Here is a 14,833-nt window from a genome sequence, read left to right on the forward strand (position 1 = left end):
TCAGCGCGCGGCCTGGTAGGCGCGGCCGACGGCGGTCGCCGTGCTGCCGGTACGGAAGAGCCCGGTCTGGTCCTTGTCCGAGGCGGGCAGGCCGAACCAGGCGTACCGGTGCAGCCAGCTCAGCCCGCCGAGCATCCGGGTCGCCGCGGTGAGAAACGCGGCCTGCTGGGCCTGGCTCGGGAAGCGGACGCCGTCGGAGAAGTCGATCAGAGCGAACTCGGTGAGCCAGATCGGCAGCCTGTAGCGGTCGTGGACCGCCTGGAGGTACGACTTGAGCTGGTTGACCGCGTTGGCGGTCGTGAAGTCGCCGCCGTACCAGTGCAGGGCGATGAAGTCGACCCGGTAGCCGCGCTCCTTCGCGCCGGTCATGAAGCGGTCGAGCCACTCGCCCGGTCGGTCCCCGCCCCAGGCCACGGCGGGGCTGCCCAGCGGGAGGCCGGTCGACTCCAGCTGCGGCCACAGGTCCAGCGCCTGCTCCACGCTCATGTTCGCCTGACCGCCCATGTCCGGCTCGTTGAAGCCGAGCAGGTAGCGGCCGTTCTTCTTCGCCTGTTGCAGGTTGCTGGCGGTGACGCTCTTCGTCCCCCAGATCATCGGGACGAACTCGCCGCCCTTCGGGCTGGTGACACCTGGGTGGCCCACGTTCCAGGTGTAGTACCAACTCGCCGTGGAGTTGGCCAGTGCCTCGCTGACGCCGTCGAAGGTCCAGACACCGACGCCCTTCTTCTTCGAGGTCACCGCGGCCGCCGGGGCGGCCGGGCGAGCCGTCGTCGGCTTCGGCTTCGGGGTCACCGCCGGGGAATTGGTGGCCGCTGGTGTGGTCGCGGCGGGCGTGCTGGCCGGTGGGGTGATGGACGGCAGCGCCGCGACCGCCGGGGCCGCCGCGGGGGCGGGGGTCGATCCGGTCGGTTGGGCCACGACGATCGCCCCGATCACCAGTGCGGCGACCGCGGCGGCCGCGGAGACCGGCCCCAGCACGCCCTTCGAGCCGAACGAGAGGAGGTTGCGCGGCGCGTCGGTGCCCCGCGGTGCCGTGCCGGCCAGGGGTTCAACCGGTGTGGGCAGGGCGGTACTGCCGGCCGCGAGGGTCTCGGCCGTTCCGGGTGGGATCGGCAGCAGCGGAAGCCCGGCGAGCAGGCGGTCGACCGGGAGCAGGTCGCGGGCCCAGGAGCCGCAGGCGCCGCATTCGCGTACGTGGCGGGCCAGGCGCTTGCGCCACAGCGGGCTCGGGCGGCCGTCCCACGTCCGGGTCACGTCGCGCAGGGCGGGGCAGGCGGCGGTGGCGTGCAGCGCGCGGACCACGCTCCGGGACACCTCCAGCTGTTCCTTCATGCGCTGGATCCGTACCGCCGCGTGGCCCTCGCTCAGCCCGAGCGCCGAGGCGAGGTCGGCCCGGTCGAGGTTCCCGGTGGCCTCCAGCCACCAGAGGGAGAGCAACGTCTGGTCGTCGTCGTCGAGCCAGCGGGTCGCCTCGGCCACCTCACGACGCTGGTCGGTCAGGCCGAGCCGGAGGATCGTGATCCCGGCGAAGTCCGCGGCCGGGTCGGGCACCCCGTAGGCGCTGTCGAGGTCGGCGGTGTGGGTCAGCGCGGCCCGGCGCTGCTGTTCGCGGTCGCGTACCTGCCGCACGGTGATGGCGATCAGCCAGGACCGGTACGCCGCCGGATCGCGCAGGTCGGGCAGGTGCCGGACGACGCGGAGCAGCGTCTCCTGGACCACGTCGTCGACGTCGGCGTGCCCCCGCAGCGCCCGGCCGACCACGTTGTAGACGAGGGGGAGCGACGCGGCCACCAGGGCGTCGAGCGCCCGCGGATCGCCGTTGCGGGCGGCGACCACCAGGTCGGTGTCGACTCCACCTCGACCGGTTCCGCGCATCGTTTCACTCCCTTGTGTGGTCGTACCGCTACCCCGTGGAAGACCGTGCTGGGTCCCACCACCAACGCCTCCCATCAGGAGACGGGCGGGCCGCACCGGGATAACAGTTTCCACGGCCGGGTCGGACGGAACCAGGCGCGCGGTCGGATCCACCACGGTGAACGTCTTCACTTGGCCACAATGAACGCGTAGCCTGCCTGAAACGATTCATAGAGCGGAGGCCCGCGTGACTGGTCGTACTCTCGGAATCCGGCCGGCTGCCCGACGGCGCCGGGCAGCGGTGCTCGTGGCAGCGACGACCGTCGTCGCGGTGGTCCTCAGCGGGGCGCCGCCGGCGCTGGCCGCGCGGGGGCACGCGCCGGAAGCGCCGGCCGCACTGACCGTCGGCGACCGGAGTCGCCCACTCAACGTCGAGGGCGTCCCACGGTTCGGCTGGCTGCCCCGCGACGCCGACCCCGGCGAGACGCAGACCGCCTACCGGATCACCGTCACCGCGACCGGCGGCGAGCAGGTCTGGGACTCCGGCAAGGTCGCCTCCGACCAGCAGTCCTACGTGCCGTACGGCGGGCCGGCCCTGCGCGCGGGCACGGCGTACGAGTGGACGGTCCGCACCTGGGACGGCACCGGCCGGCAGTCCCCGCCCGCCACCGGCGCCTTCGAGACCGGCATCGCCGACACCCAGTGGGAGGGCGCCAGCTGGATCCGGCGCGCCACCACCGAGGCCGACGACTACACGCTGGCCCGCACCGAGGTACGCCCCAACGCCAGCCGCGTGGTCCGGGCCCGCGCCTACACCGCCGCCGACCACACCTACGAGCTCTACCTCAACGGCGCCCGCGCAGACCGGGGCACCTCCTTCGGCTACCCGGGGGAGGACTACTACCAGGCCGCCGACGTCACCCGGCTGGTGAAAGCCGGTGCGCCGCTGGTCATCGGCGTGCGCTACCACTGGTACGGCAGCGGTCAGGGCCGCCCCGCCGGTGCCCGTGGCCTGCTGGTGAAGCTGGTCGTCGAGCACGCCGACGGCACCCGGGAGGTGTACGGCACGGACGGTTCCTGGCGCGTCGCCCGGGACACCCGGTTCGTCGCGAACGCCGAGCGCCGCAACGGCGAGGGCGACCGGGTCGAGCGGCAGGACGCCCGCGCCGAGGTCGCCGGCTGGACGCGTCCCGGCTACGACGACAGCGCGGCCGGATTCACCGCCGCCGAGGTGCTCGGCGCGCACCCGACCGCGTCGTCCCCGCACCTGATCGGGCAGGAGACCCGGCTGGTCGAGACCTCCGTCGAACCGGTCGCGGTGCGCACCGCCGCCGACGGCACGGTCGTCGCCGACTTCGGCGTGGTCATCCCCGCCCGCCCGGTCGTCCGGTTCGACGCCGGCGTCGCCGGGCGCGCGGTCGACCTGCGGGCCGGCTACACCCTCACCGACACCGGCCGGGTCGACACGTCCACCCTCCAGTCGCAGGGCACCACCATGAGCTTCCCGTACCTGCAGAAGGACGGGCCGCAGGAGTTCCACGCCTTCACCCACCTCGGGTTCCGCTACCTGGAGATCCCCGGCGCCGGCGAGCAGATCTCGGCGCGCGACATCTACGCCGTCGTGGTGCACACCGACGTCCCGTCCGGCCGGGAGGCGAGCTTCACCAGCTCGAACGCCACCCTCGACGCGGTGTGGACGATGATGAAGCGGTCCGCGATCTACTCCGTCCAGGAGGCGTTCGTCGACACCCCCACCCGGGAGAAGGGCCAGTTCCTCGGCGACGCCGCGAACATCTCGTACGCCACGATGTCCGCCTTCGGCGAGCGCGACGCCACCCAGCAGGCCATCCGCGAGTTCCTCCGCTCGGCCGCCCGCTACTGGACCGCCGAGGGCGACCGTGGCCGCTACAACGCCGTCTACCCCAACGGCGACGGCAAGCGGGACATCCCCGACTACTCGCTGATGTTCGTCGACTGGGTGTGGCGCTACTGGACCGAGACCGGCGACCGGGAGCTGCTGGCCGAGGCATACCCGGCCATCCGGGACACCGCCGAGTACGTGCTGCGCCACATCCCGGCCACCGGCCCCACCGCCGGCCTGGTCACCGACCTGACCGGCGGCAGCGGCGCCTACCGCTACGGCATCATCGACTGGCCCGAGCCCGGCCGCTTCGGCTACGACATGACCACCGCGGCCCGGACCACCATCAACGCCCAGAGCGTCGACGTGCTGCGGACCACCGCCCGGATGGCCGAGGCGCTCGGCCGGCCCGCCGCCGAGGTCACCGCGTACGACGGACGGGCCGCCGACCTCACCGACGCGGTCAACGCCACACTGCGCGCCGCCGACGGCAGCTACGTCGACGGGCTGTCGGCCACCGGCGAGCGCAGCGGTCACGCCGGGCAGCACGCCACGTCGTACGCCATCGCGCACGGGCTGCCCCCGCGGGCCGACCTGCCCGCGCTGGCCGACCACGTCGCGTCGATGGGCATGAAGCAGGGGCCGATGACCGCCCACTGGCTGCTGCGGGCGCTCGCCGACGCCGGCCGGCCCGAGGCGGTGCTGCGACTGCTCACCAACCCCGACGACCTGGGCTGGGCGAACATCCTCGCCCAGGGCGGCACCTTCACCTGGGAGGCCTGGACCCTCGACCCCGGCAGCAACTTCAGCCAGTCGCACGGTTGGGGCGCGCAGGCCGTGGTCGACGTGCAGGAGACCCTGCTCGGCGTCCGCACCGCCAGCCCGGGGGCCGCCGTGGTCGACGTCGTCCCGCCCGCCGCCGGGCTCGACCGGGCGAGCGGCACGGTGCCCACCCAGCGCGGACCGGTCCGCCTCGACTGGCGCCGTACCGGGGCCGGCCTCCGCGTCGACCTCGACGTGCCGGTCAACGTCACCGCCCGGGTCGCCCTGCCGGTCATCCCCGGGAAGTCCTACCGGGCCGCCGGCCCGAGCAGGGCCACCTTCATCGGGATCGAGGACGGCCGCGCCATCTTCCAGGTCGGCTCCGGACGGTCCAGCTTCCACCCGGTCGCCGGTGCGGCCGCCCAGCCCCGCTGACGATCCGCTCGGGGCCGTCCATCGGCCCGTCACCACCACCGGAAGGATGAGGATCAGGAAATGATGCGCATGACGCGGCGCCGCGCCGCACCCTCCGCGCTTCTCGTGCTGCTGCTCGGCCTGACGCCGACGGTGGTGCCGGGCCCGGCCGCGGCCGCCGCGCCGGCCGCCCCCGCGCTGACGGTGACCGGACTGACCACCGAACGGGCCACCGAGCCGATCGGGCTGGACGTGGCGAAGCCCCGCCTCGGCTGGCGCATCGAGGCCACCACCCGGGGCGTGCTCCAGGAGTCGTACCAGGTGCGCGTGGCCACCAGCGCGGACCGGCTGCACGACGCGGACGTCTGGGACAGCGGCCGGGTCCGGTCGCGACAGAGCACCCTCGTCCCGTACGCCGGCCCGCAACTGCGCCCCCGCACCCGGTACGCCTGGCAGGTCCGGGTCTGGGACACCACCGGCCGTGACTCCGGGTGGAGCGCGCCGGCATCCTGGGAGACCGGCGTACGCGGCGGCGACGGCTGGGGGGCCGACTGGATCGGCATGCCGTCGCCCACCGAGACCTGGACCGACTACACCGTCCAGACGACGGTACGGCTGGAACGCGACGCGGCCGGGATCTTCCTGCGTGCCCGTGGCGCGGCGAACTCGTACATGTGGCAGTTCTCCATCACCGGCGGCAGCGCCAAACTGCGCCCACACGTCCGCGTCGACGGCGCCTGGACGCTGCTCAAGGAGGTGCCGCTCGGCGGGGTCGTACCGGCCGACAAGCTGACCACGCCGCACACGCTGCGGATCACGGCGGCCGGCGACACCATCACGACCTGGGTCGACGGCACCCAGGTCGACGTCACCCGCAGCACCGCGCACCGGGCCGGCTCGGTCGGCCTGCGCACCAACGGGGTGGAGACCGGTGTCTTCTCCGACTTCTCGGTGACCAGCGGCAGCGACACCCTCTTCGCGGCCCCGCTCACCGACGGTGAGAATCCGTTCGGGGCGGGCACGGCCACCGCGGGCGGCCTGCGGGTCACCGGCGACACCGAGGCCATGCTCACCGCGCTGGACGCGAACCCGCTGCTGCGCCGGGGCTTCCGCGTCGACGGTACGGTCGCGCGAGCCCGGATCTACGCCACCGCCCTCGGCGTCTACCAGCTGTCCCTCAACGGCCAGCGGGTCGGCGACCACGAGCTGGCGCCCGGCTGGACGGACTACGACAAGCGGGTGCAGTACCAGGCGTACGACGTGACCGCCCAGCTCCGCGCGGGCGACAACGCCCTCGGCGCCCTGCTCGGCGACGGCTGGTACGCGGGCAGCATCGCCTGGTTCGGCACCGACAACTACGGCTCCCGGCCGCACCTCAGCGCCCAGCTGATGATCGACTACACCGATGGGCGCAGCGAGACGATCGGCACCGACGGCTCGTGGCGCGCCACGGCCGGGCCGTTCCGGCAGAGCGACCTGATCCACGGCGAGACCTACGACGCGCGCCGGCTCCCGGCCGACTGGGACCGGCCCGGGTTCGACGACTCCGGCTGGTCGCCGGCCACCGTCGACGACGTCGACGCCACCGACCGGATCGTCGCCCAGGTCGACCCGCCGGTGCGGGTCACCCAGGAGCTGCGGGCCAAGGCGCTGACCCAACCCACCCCCGGCACCTGGATCGTCGACCTCGGCCAGAACATGGTGGGCAAGCTACGGCTGAAGGTCAACGGGCCGGCCGGTACCACGGTCCGCATCCGGCACGCCGAGGTGCTCAACCCGGACGGCACGGCCTACACCGCCAACCTGCGTACGGCCCGGGCCACCGACCACTACACGCTGCGCGGCGGCGGGGCCGAGGTCTATCAGCCCACGTTCACCTTCCACGGCTTCCGCTACGTTGAGCTGACCGGTTATCCGGGCACCCCCGACCTGTCCACGGTCACCGGCCTGGTCATGCACACCGACGGGGACCTGACCAGCGAGTTCGAGACCTCCAACGCGATGGTCAACCAACTGCACAGCAACATCACCTGGGGGCAGCGCGGCAACTTCCTGTCCATCCCGACCGACACCCCGGCCCGGGACGAGCGGCTTGGCTGGACCGGCGACATCAACGTCTTCGCCAACACCGCGACGTTCAACATGGACAGCCTGACGTTCCTCACCAAGTGGTTGCAGGACCTGCGGGACGCGCAGTCGGCCAACGGCGCCTACCCCGACGTCGCGCCGCGCGCCTGCTGCGGGGACGGCGCGACCGGATGGGCCGACGCCGGGATCACCGTGCCGTACGCGCTCTGGCAACGCTACGGCGACACCCGGGTGATCGAGGAGCACTACGCGTCGATGGTGCGGTACGCGTCCTGGCTGGAGAGCACCAGCTCGGGCCACCTGCGTGCCAACGCCGGCCCGTACCTCGACTGGCTCAACCTCGACGACCCGACACCCGCCGGTGTCGTCGGCACGGCGTACTACGGGTACAGCGTCCGCCTGCTCGGGGAGCTGGCCGCTGCCATCGGGCGGGACGCGGACGCGGCCCGCTACGGGGCGCTGTCCCGGGACATCGCGCAGGCGTTCGTCGACGCGTACGTCTCCGCCGACGGCACCGTGCAGGGCGACAGCCAGACCGGGTACGTGCTGGCCATCGGCATGGACCTGCTGCCGGAGGCGTTGCGGGCCAAGGCCGCAGACCGGCTGGTCGACAACGTACGGCGGCACGACTGGCACCTCTCCACCGGTTTCCTCGGCACCCCGGACCTGCTGCCCGCGCTCAGTGACACCGGGCACCTGGACGTCGCCTACCGGCTGCTGCTCAACGACACCTACCCGTCCTGGGGTTACGAGATCGCCAAGGGCGCGACCACGATCTGGGAGCGCTGGAACTCGATCATGCCGGACGGCAGCTTCGGCGACGTGTCGATGAACTCCTTCAACCACTACGCCTACGGCGCGGTCGGCGACTGGATGTACCGGACCGTGGCCGGCATCCAACCCGACAACGGCAACCCGGGGTACGCGCACCTCACGTTCGCCCCCCAGCCGGGTGGCGGCCTCACCTCGGCCAGGGCGTCGTACCGTTCGGCCTACGGGTCGATCGGCAGCGACTGGGCCCTGGACGCGCGCGGCGACATGCGGCTGCGGCTCACCCTGCCGGCGAACACCACGGCGACCGTACGCCTGCCGGCACCGGGGCGGAACGCGGTCACCGAGGGCGGCCGACCGGCGGAGCAGGCCGACGGCGTGCGGTTCGTCCGGATGGACGGCGCGGTCGCCGTCTACGAGATCGGGTCCGGTTCCTACTCGTTCGCCATCGACCGGGTGCTCGGCGACCTGGGCGACGCGAGCGACACCGTACGCGAGCTGGTGACGCTGACCGACGAGCTCGCCGGTGCGGTGGGCCGGCCGGTGGCCGAGTACCTGCGCGGCCGGTTCGGCCGACTGGGCACGGAGACGACGGCCGCGCGGACGGCGTACCTGGCGGGCAACTCCCGTTCCGCCGCCGGTGACGTGCACCGGGCCCTGGCGGACGCGGCCGACACGACCCGGTGGCTGCGGACCCAGGTGGCCGCCGGTCGTCTCGACCAGGCCCACGCGGACCGGTTCACCGCGCTGCTCACCACGGTCGACCAGCGGCTCTCCGCGGCCTCGTCGATCCTGGTCGGCGCCGTGGTGAAACTCGACCTGCCGGTGGGGGAGCGGCTGCCCGGCGAGGTCGTACGCGCCACCGTCACGGTGACCAACGGTGGGCCGGACCCACTGACCGGCGTGACCTCGGACCTGCGGGCACCCGACGGCTGGACGGTGACCCCGGTCGGGCAGCGGGCCGGTACGGTCGCGCCGGGGCGTACCGTCAGCCACCGCTACGACCTACGGATTCCCGCCGGCCAGGCGCCGGTGAGCGGGGCCGTCGACGGCTCCGCCAGCTACCGTCACCGGGGTGGCAGCGCGACACTGCCCGTCGCGGGAACGGTCGCCGTCGCGCCGGCGGTGCAGATCGTGTCGGCGGTCCCGGCGCCGGCCGACGTCGCCCCGGGCGCCACGACGACCGTCGGGACGGTGCTGCGCAACCGGGCCGGCGTACGGGTGACGGGGCGGCTGACCGTCACCGCGCCGGACGGGTGGCGGGTGGCGCCGGCCACCACCGCGTACGGCCTCGACCCCGGTGCGGAGGCCACGGTGTCGAGCGTCCTCACCGCGCCGGTTTCGGTGACGCAGGGGCCGGTGGAGATCACGGTGGCCACCGGCGACACGGCGGCCGAACGGCGCACGCTCGCCGTCCCGGTCCGGTTCGACAACCCACCGTCGGGCGCGTACGACCACGTCGACCTCGGTGCCGCGGCGTCCGAGCAGGCGCACCGCCTGGCGGCCTCGACCTATTCGGCCACCAGCAGCGAGGCCGGGCTGACCCGCCGGTACACCGACACGACCCGCCCCGGGGGCTGGTTCGAGTTCGACCTCGCGGTCGCGCCCGGCGAGCCGTTCGTGCTGCGCGCGATCGAGACGTACGACGGGCCGCAGCTGAAGGACTACGAGGTGGTCGTGGACGGGGTGGTGGCGCACACCCGCTCGTGGCGGCGCACGGCGGGCGGGGCCGGCACGGTCAGCTACCAGTTCGTGGTCGACCTGCCGGACGCGACCCGCGACGGGCTGGTGCGGGTGCGGTTCCGGGACACCGGTGACGGCTACGACCCGTCGATCGCCGATGTCTGGGCGACGCCCGTCCCGGCGGCCTGACCAGGTTCGCCGCTCCGCCGGCGCCAGACCGAATGGCCTCGGCGTCGCATGCCCGGGCTGCCATCAAACGTCCTTTGCTCTGCTTCAATCGGCGCAACACCGGCGGTGCCGCGTCGTCGCGTCCGTTGAAGCAGAGCAAAGGACGGCCAGCCCTGCCGGTCTGGCCACCGGGCGACAGCCGCGCCAGCTCACCGGTGCGGTGCGGGCGGTCAGCGCCGGGTGCGCCGGGGGTGGTCGCTGGAGCGGCGCACGACGAGCTCCGGCTGGAAGACCACGTGCCGGTGCCGGTGCGCGTCGCCGGGCTCGGCCTCCTCCAGCAGCAGCTGCGCCGCGGTGCGGCCGAGCTGGTCGCGGGGCTGGCGCACCGACGACAACGGCACCGCCGCCGCGTCGGCGAACTCGATGTCGTCGTAGCCGACGATCGCCACGTCGGCCGGCACCCGCAGGCCGCGCGCGGTCAACTCCTGGAGCACACCGAGCGCGATGAGGTCGTTGGCGCAGAAGACGGCGGTGGGGCGCTGCCGGGCCGGCAGCGCGAGCAACTCCCCGGCGGCGCGCCGGCCGGCGGCGACGGTCAGGTTGGTGGTCACCGCCACCCGGAGTTCGGCGCCGTTGCCGCGCTCCTCGATCGCGGCGGCGGCGCCGGCGTGCCGGTCGGCGACCTGGGCGATGGAGAGCGGGCCACCGAGGTAGGCGATGCGGTGGTGGCCCTGGTCCAGCAGGTGGTCCATGGCCAGCCGGCCGCCGAGGACGTCGTCGACCGCCACCGAGCACCGGTTCGCCCGGCCCGTGCCCCGGTCCACCAGCACCACCGGGATGCCCCGGTCGATGAGCTTGTCCAGGTTGGGCTGGGGGCCGTGGCCGACCGGTGTGATGAGCACGCCGCGGACCCGCTGCTCCTCCAGCAGCTCCAGGTGGCGGCGCTCTCTCGCGCTGTCCTCGCCGCTGTTGCAGACGACCAGCATGGCGCCGGCTTCCTCGACCACCTGCTCGGCGCCGCGGACGACGTCGGTGAAGAACGGGTTCGCCACGTCCAGGACGACGATGGCGACGGTGCGGCTGTGCCCGGCACGCAGTTGGCGCGCGGAGTCGTTACGGACGTAGCCGAGCGTGCTGATGGCGTCGAGCACCCGCTGGCGGGTGGCGGGGGCGACCGTGTCGGGCCGGTTGAGCACGTTGCTCACCGTGCCGAGGGAGACGCCGGCGTGCCGGGCGACCTCCTTGATGTTCGCCGTTGCCATGACTCCCTCGACGCTCCGTGCGGTGGTACGGCCCCGAGCCCGGCCCGGGCGTCGCGGTCACTGATCCCCCGGGGAGAGCCTCTCGCGGCGGACGGCTGGGACCGGGTCGCCACGCAGTGTATAGCGGGTAAAACGTTTCATCCAGCCGGCCGGCGGCCTCGCGCGTCGGGTCGTCGACCGGCGGCGGGGGTCGGAGCCGGCGCGGAGCCCGCATCAGCAACAGGGAAGAAATCGCGGTGAAACTCTTGACGCTCTCGAACGCCTCCCCCTACGGTCCATGCACGACTCATGAAACGATTCAGGAGGGGATCGGATGACCGCCGACGCACCAGGCACGGACGGCGCTCCGCTGCTGGTACTCGACGGCGTGACGAAGTCCTTCGGGGCCGTCGCCGCGCTGCGTGGGGTGCACCTGGCGCTGCACGCCGGTGAGGCCCACGCCCTGGTCGGTGAGAACGGGGCGGGCAAGTCCACCCTGGTGAAGATCCTGGCCGGCGCGCACCCGCCGGACTCCGGCGAGATGGCCCTGGACGGGCAGCCGCTGCGGCTGCGCGGCCCCGCCGACGCCCGGGCCGCCGGCATCGCCGTCATCTACCAGGAGCCGACGCTCTTCCCGGATCTGTCCGTGGCGGAGAACATCTTCATGGGCCGGCAACCGCTTCGCGGCCTGCGCCGCATCGACAGCGCGGCGATGCACCGCGACGCCGAGCGGCTGTTCGAACGGCTCGGGGTCCGCATCGACCCGACCCGCCCCGCCCGGGGGCTCTCCATCGCCGACCAGCAGCTCGTCGAGATCGCCAAGGCCATCTCCTTCGACGCCCGCGTCCTGGTCATGGACGAGCCCACCGCCGCACTCTCCGGTGTGGAGGTCGAACGGCTCTTCGCGGTCGCCCGGTCGCTGTGCGAACGCGGAGCCGCCGTGCTGTTCATCTCGCACCGGTTCAACGAGGTGTTCGACCTGTGCCACCGCGTCACCGTACTGCGCGACGGCGGCTGGGTCTCCAGCGACCGCGCCGCCGACCTCACCGTCGACGAGGTGGTGCGGCGCATGGTCGGCCGGGACGTCTCCTCGCTCTACCCCAAGCAGACCGCCGAGCTGCGGGACACCCTGCTCGAGGTCCGTGGGCTCACCCGGGCCGGCGTCTTCACCGACGTGTCGTTCTCCGTCCGGGGCGGGGAGATCGTCGCGCTCGCCGGGCTGGTCGGCGCCGGCCGCAGCGAGGTCGCCCGCGCCGTCTTCGGCGTCGACCGCTACGACACGGGGGAGGTGCTGGTGGCCGGGCGAGCTGTCCCGGCGGGAAAGCCGGGTCGGGCGATCGCCGCCGGCATGGCGCTGGTCCCCGAGGACCGGCGGCAGCAGGGCCTGGTCATGGAGCTGTCGGTGGAACGCAACGCGACGCTGGCCCGCCGTCGGGCGCTGAGCCGGCTGGGTCTCCTGCTCGGCGGCGCCGAGCGCGCCGAGGCCCGCAACTGGACGCGCAGGTTGCAGGTGAAGGCGTCCCGGCTCGGCGCCCCGGTGGCGACCCTCTCCGGCGGCAACCAGCAGAAGGTCGTGCTCGCCAAGTGGCTGGCCACCGACCCACGGATCCTGATCATCGACGAACCGACCCGGGGCATCGACGTCGGCACCAAGGCCGAGGTGCACCGGCTGCTCTCGGAGCTGGCCGGCGAGGGCCTGGCCATCCTCATGATCAGCAGCGAACTGCCCGAGGTGCTCGGCATGGCCGACCGGGTGCTGGTCATGCACGAGGGGCGACTGGTCCGCGAGCTGCCCCGGGCCGAGGCGGACGAAACCTCCATCATGTACGCCGCCACCGGTCAAGGAGTGACCGCATGAGCCGCACCGACACCGGCGCGCCCGAGCGGGCCACCGGGAACGCACCGACCGAGCCCGACCGGCGGCGCCACGGCCTCACCGAGCGGCTGCTCGCCGTACGCGAACTGAGTCTGCTGATCGCGCTCGGACTGCTGGTCCTGGTGACCACCGTGCGCAACGACCGGTTCCTGAGCGGCCAGAGCGTCAAGGACCTGCTGCTGGGCTGCGCGATCCTGGTGATCCTCGCGGTCGGCCAGACCCTGGTCATCGTCACCCGCAACGTCGACCTCTCCGTCGGCTCGATCCTGGGCCTGGTCGCGTTCGCCACCGGCTCGCTGTTCCTCTCCGCGCCCGGCACCCCGTGGCCCGTGGCCCTCGTCCTGGGTGTCGCGCTGGGCGCGCTCTGCGGCGTGGTCAACGGTGGCCTGATCGCCGTGGCCCGGGTGCCCGCCCTGGTCATCACCCTCGGCACCCTCTACGCCTTCCGCGGCGTCGACTACTACTGGGCGTCCGGACGGCAGATCAACGCCGCCGACATGCCCTCCTCGTTCCTGCGGCTGGGCAACCAGACGGTGCTCGGCGTACCCGTGCTGTTCCTCGTCGCGCTGGTCGTCGTCGCCGTCGTCGGCTTCTACCTGCGCTCCTACCGCAGCGGCCGGGAGCTCTACGCGATCGGCTCGGAGCCGGCCGCCGCCCGGCTCTCCGGCATCCCGGTGGGCCGGCGGGTGTTCGCCGTGTTCGTTGCCAACGGCGCGCTCGCCGGTCTCGCCGGCGTGCTGTACGCGGCCCGGTTCGGCACTCTCGACGCGGCCGCCGGCACCGGCCTGGAACTCCAGGTCGTCGCCGCCGCCGTGGTCGGCGGGGTGGCGATCTTCGGCGGCAGCGGCAGCGCCTACGGCGCGGCGCTCGGCGCGGTGCTGCTGACCACGATCGGCAGCTCGCTCGCTGTCCTGCGCATCGACCCGTTCTGGCAGCAGGCCGTGGTCGGCGCACTCATCCTCGCCGCCATCGGGCTGGACCGGCTCCTGGCCCTGCGGGTGGCGGCCCGGCTCCGAGGGAGAAGCGCGCATGGCGCATGACAGCCTGTACGCCGCACCGCCCGCCGTCGAGGCCGAGCCCGGTGCGGGCCGCCTCGCCACCCTGCGCGGGCTGCTCGGCTCCTGGGACGCGGTGATCGTCGGCGCCCTCGTGGTGGCCGTGCTGGTCGCCGGGCTGACCGTGGAGAACTTCGCCACCGGCCGCAACGCCCAGTTCCTGCTGCTCGACCTGGTGCCGCTGGCGCTCATCGCGCTGCCGATGACCCTGATCGTCATCACCGGCGAGATCGACCTCTCGGTGGCCAGCATGGTCGGCCTGTGCAGCACCCTGATGGGGCAGCTCTGGCTCTCCAGCGGACTGTCCCTGGAGCTGATCTGCGTCCTCGTGGTGCTGCTCGGCGCCGTACTCGGGGCGGTGAACGGCCTGTTCGTCACCGGCTTCGGCCTGCCGTCGCTGGCCGTCACCATCGGGACGCTCGCCCTCTACCGCGGGCTGTCCTTCGTCGTGCTCGGCGACCAGGCGGTCGCGGACTTCCCGGCCGACTGGACCGCCGCCGTGGTGCGGAACATCCCCGGCACGTCCATCCCGGTCGTGGTGGTCCCGCTCCTGCTGCTCGCACTGGTCTTCGGAGTCGTGCTGCACGCCACCCCGGCCGGTCGGGCGCTCTACGCCATGGGCAACAACGACCAGGCCGCCACGTTCACCGGCGTCTCGGTGGCCCGGACGAAGTTCTGGCTCTTCGTGGTCTCCGGCGCCGTCTGCGGACTGGTCGGCATCTTCTGGACCCTGCGCTACGCCAGCGCCCGCGGCGACAACGCCACCGGCCTGGAGCTGACCGTCGTCACCGCCGTGCTGCTCGGTGGTGTCTCGATCTTCGGCGGTCGGGGTGCCCTGCTCGGTGTGCTGGCCGGCGTCCTGCTCCTCGGTGTCCTGCGCAACGCGCTGCAACTCGCCGACGTCGACGCCAACGCGCTGACGATCGTCACCGGCACCCTGCTCATCGCATCCGTGGTACTGCCCAACGCCGTCGCGGACATCCGCGCCCGGCTGCACCGTCGACGACAGCGGCGCCCCGTCGCTTCGTGACGTCCCCCACTCACCAACCACCCCCGGAAG

General features: G+C 73.3%; 7 protein-coding genes. 5 read left to right on the forward strand and 2 right to left on the reverse strand.

All coding sequences use genetic code 11. From position 1 onward, the window contains the following. Positions 1 to 1,875 (reverse strand): sigma-70 family RNA polymerase sigma factor, encoded by a 1,875-nt coding sequence (locus AB0K07_RS12800; protein WP_363754113.1) that lies wholly within the window; start codon positions 1,873 to 1,875, stop codon positions 1 to 3. A gap of 286 nt (positions 1,876 to 2,161) precedes the next feature. On the opposite strand from AB0K07_RS12800, the gene AB0K07_RS12805 reads away from it, so the two are divergent. Beyond that, the gene (locus tag AB0K07_RS12805) at positions 2,162 to 4,912 is read left to right on the forward strand and encodes a family 78 glycoside hydrolase catalytic domain (protein WP_363754115.1); all 2,751 of its coding nucleotides are present in this window, start codon (positions 2,162 to 2,164) and stop codon (positions 4,910 to 4,912) included. 60 nt (positions 4,913 to 4,972) lie between these two features. Next, on the forward strand, positions 4,973 to 9,622 hold the full coding sequence (locus AB0K07_RS12810; RefSeq protein ID WP_363754118.1) for a family 78 glycoside hydrolase catalytic domain: 4,650 nt from the start codon (positions 4,973 to 4,975) through the stop codon (positions 9,620 to 9,622). 209 nt (positions 9,623 to 9,831) lie between these two features. Here AB0K07_RS12810 and AB0K07_RS12815 read toward each other — a convergent pair whose 3' ends face one another. Beyond that, positions 9,832 to 10,863: a LacI family DNA-binding transcriptional regulator gene (locus tag AB0K07_RS12815; RefSeq protein WP_363754119.1), complete on the reverse strand. Its 1,032-nt coding sequence runs from the start codon at positions 10,861 to 10,863 to the stop codon at positions 9,832 to 9,834. 313 nt (positions 10,864 to 11,176) lie between these two features. Here AB0K07_RS12815 and AB0K07_RS12820 point away from each other — a divergent pair, with 313 nt between their 5' ends. From AB0K07_RS12820 to AB0K07_RS12830, 3 genes are read left to right on the forward strand one after another with little or no spacing between them, the layout of a single operon-like run. Continuing rightward, the gene (locus AB0K07_RS12820) at positions 11,177 to 12,700 is read left to right on the forward strand and encodes a sugar ABC transporter ATP-binding protein (RefSeq protein ID WP_363754121.1); all 1,524 of its coding nucleotides are present in this window, start codon (positions 11,177 to 11,179) and stop codon (positions 12,698 to 12,700) included. Then, on the forward strand, positions 12,697 to 13,758 hold the full coding sequence (locus AB0K07_RS12825) for an ABC transporter permease (protein ID WP_363754123.1): 1,062 nt from the start codon (positions 12,697 to 12,699) through the stop codon (positions 13,756 to 13,758). The genes AB0K07_RS12820 and AB0K07_RS12825 overlap by 4 nt, the downstream gene beginning before the upstream one ends. Continuing rightward, a complete protein-coding gene (locus AB0K07_RS12830; protein WP_363754125.1) occupies positions 13,748 to 14,803 on the forward strand; it encodes an ABC transporter permease in 1,056 nt (351 codons plus the stop codon). The genes AB0K07_RS12825 and AB0K07_RS12830 overlap by 11 nt, the downstream gene beginning before the upstream one ends. The last annotated feature ends 30 nt before the right edge of the window (positions 14,804 to 14,833 follow it).

Source organism: Micromonospora sp. NPDC049301, from assembly GCF_040678715.1.
Classification (GTDB): Bacteria; Actinomycetota; Actinomycetes; order Mycobacteriales; family Micromonosporaceae; genus Micromonospora.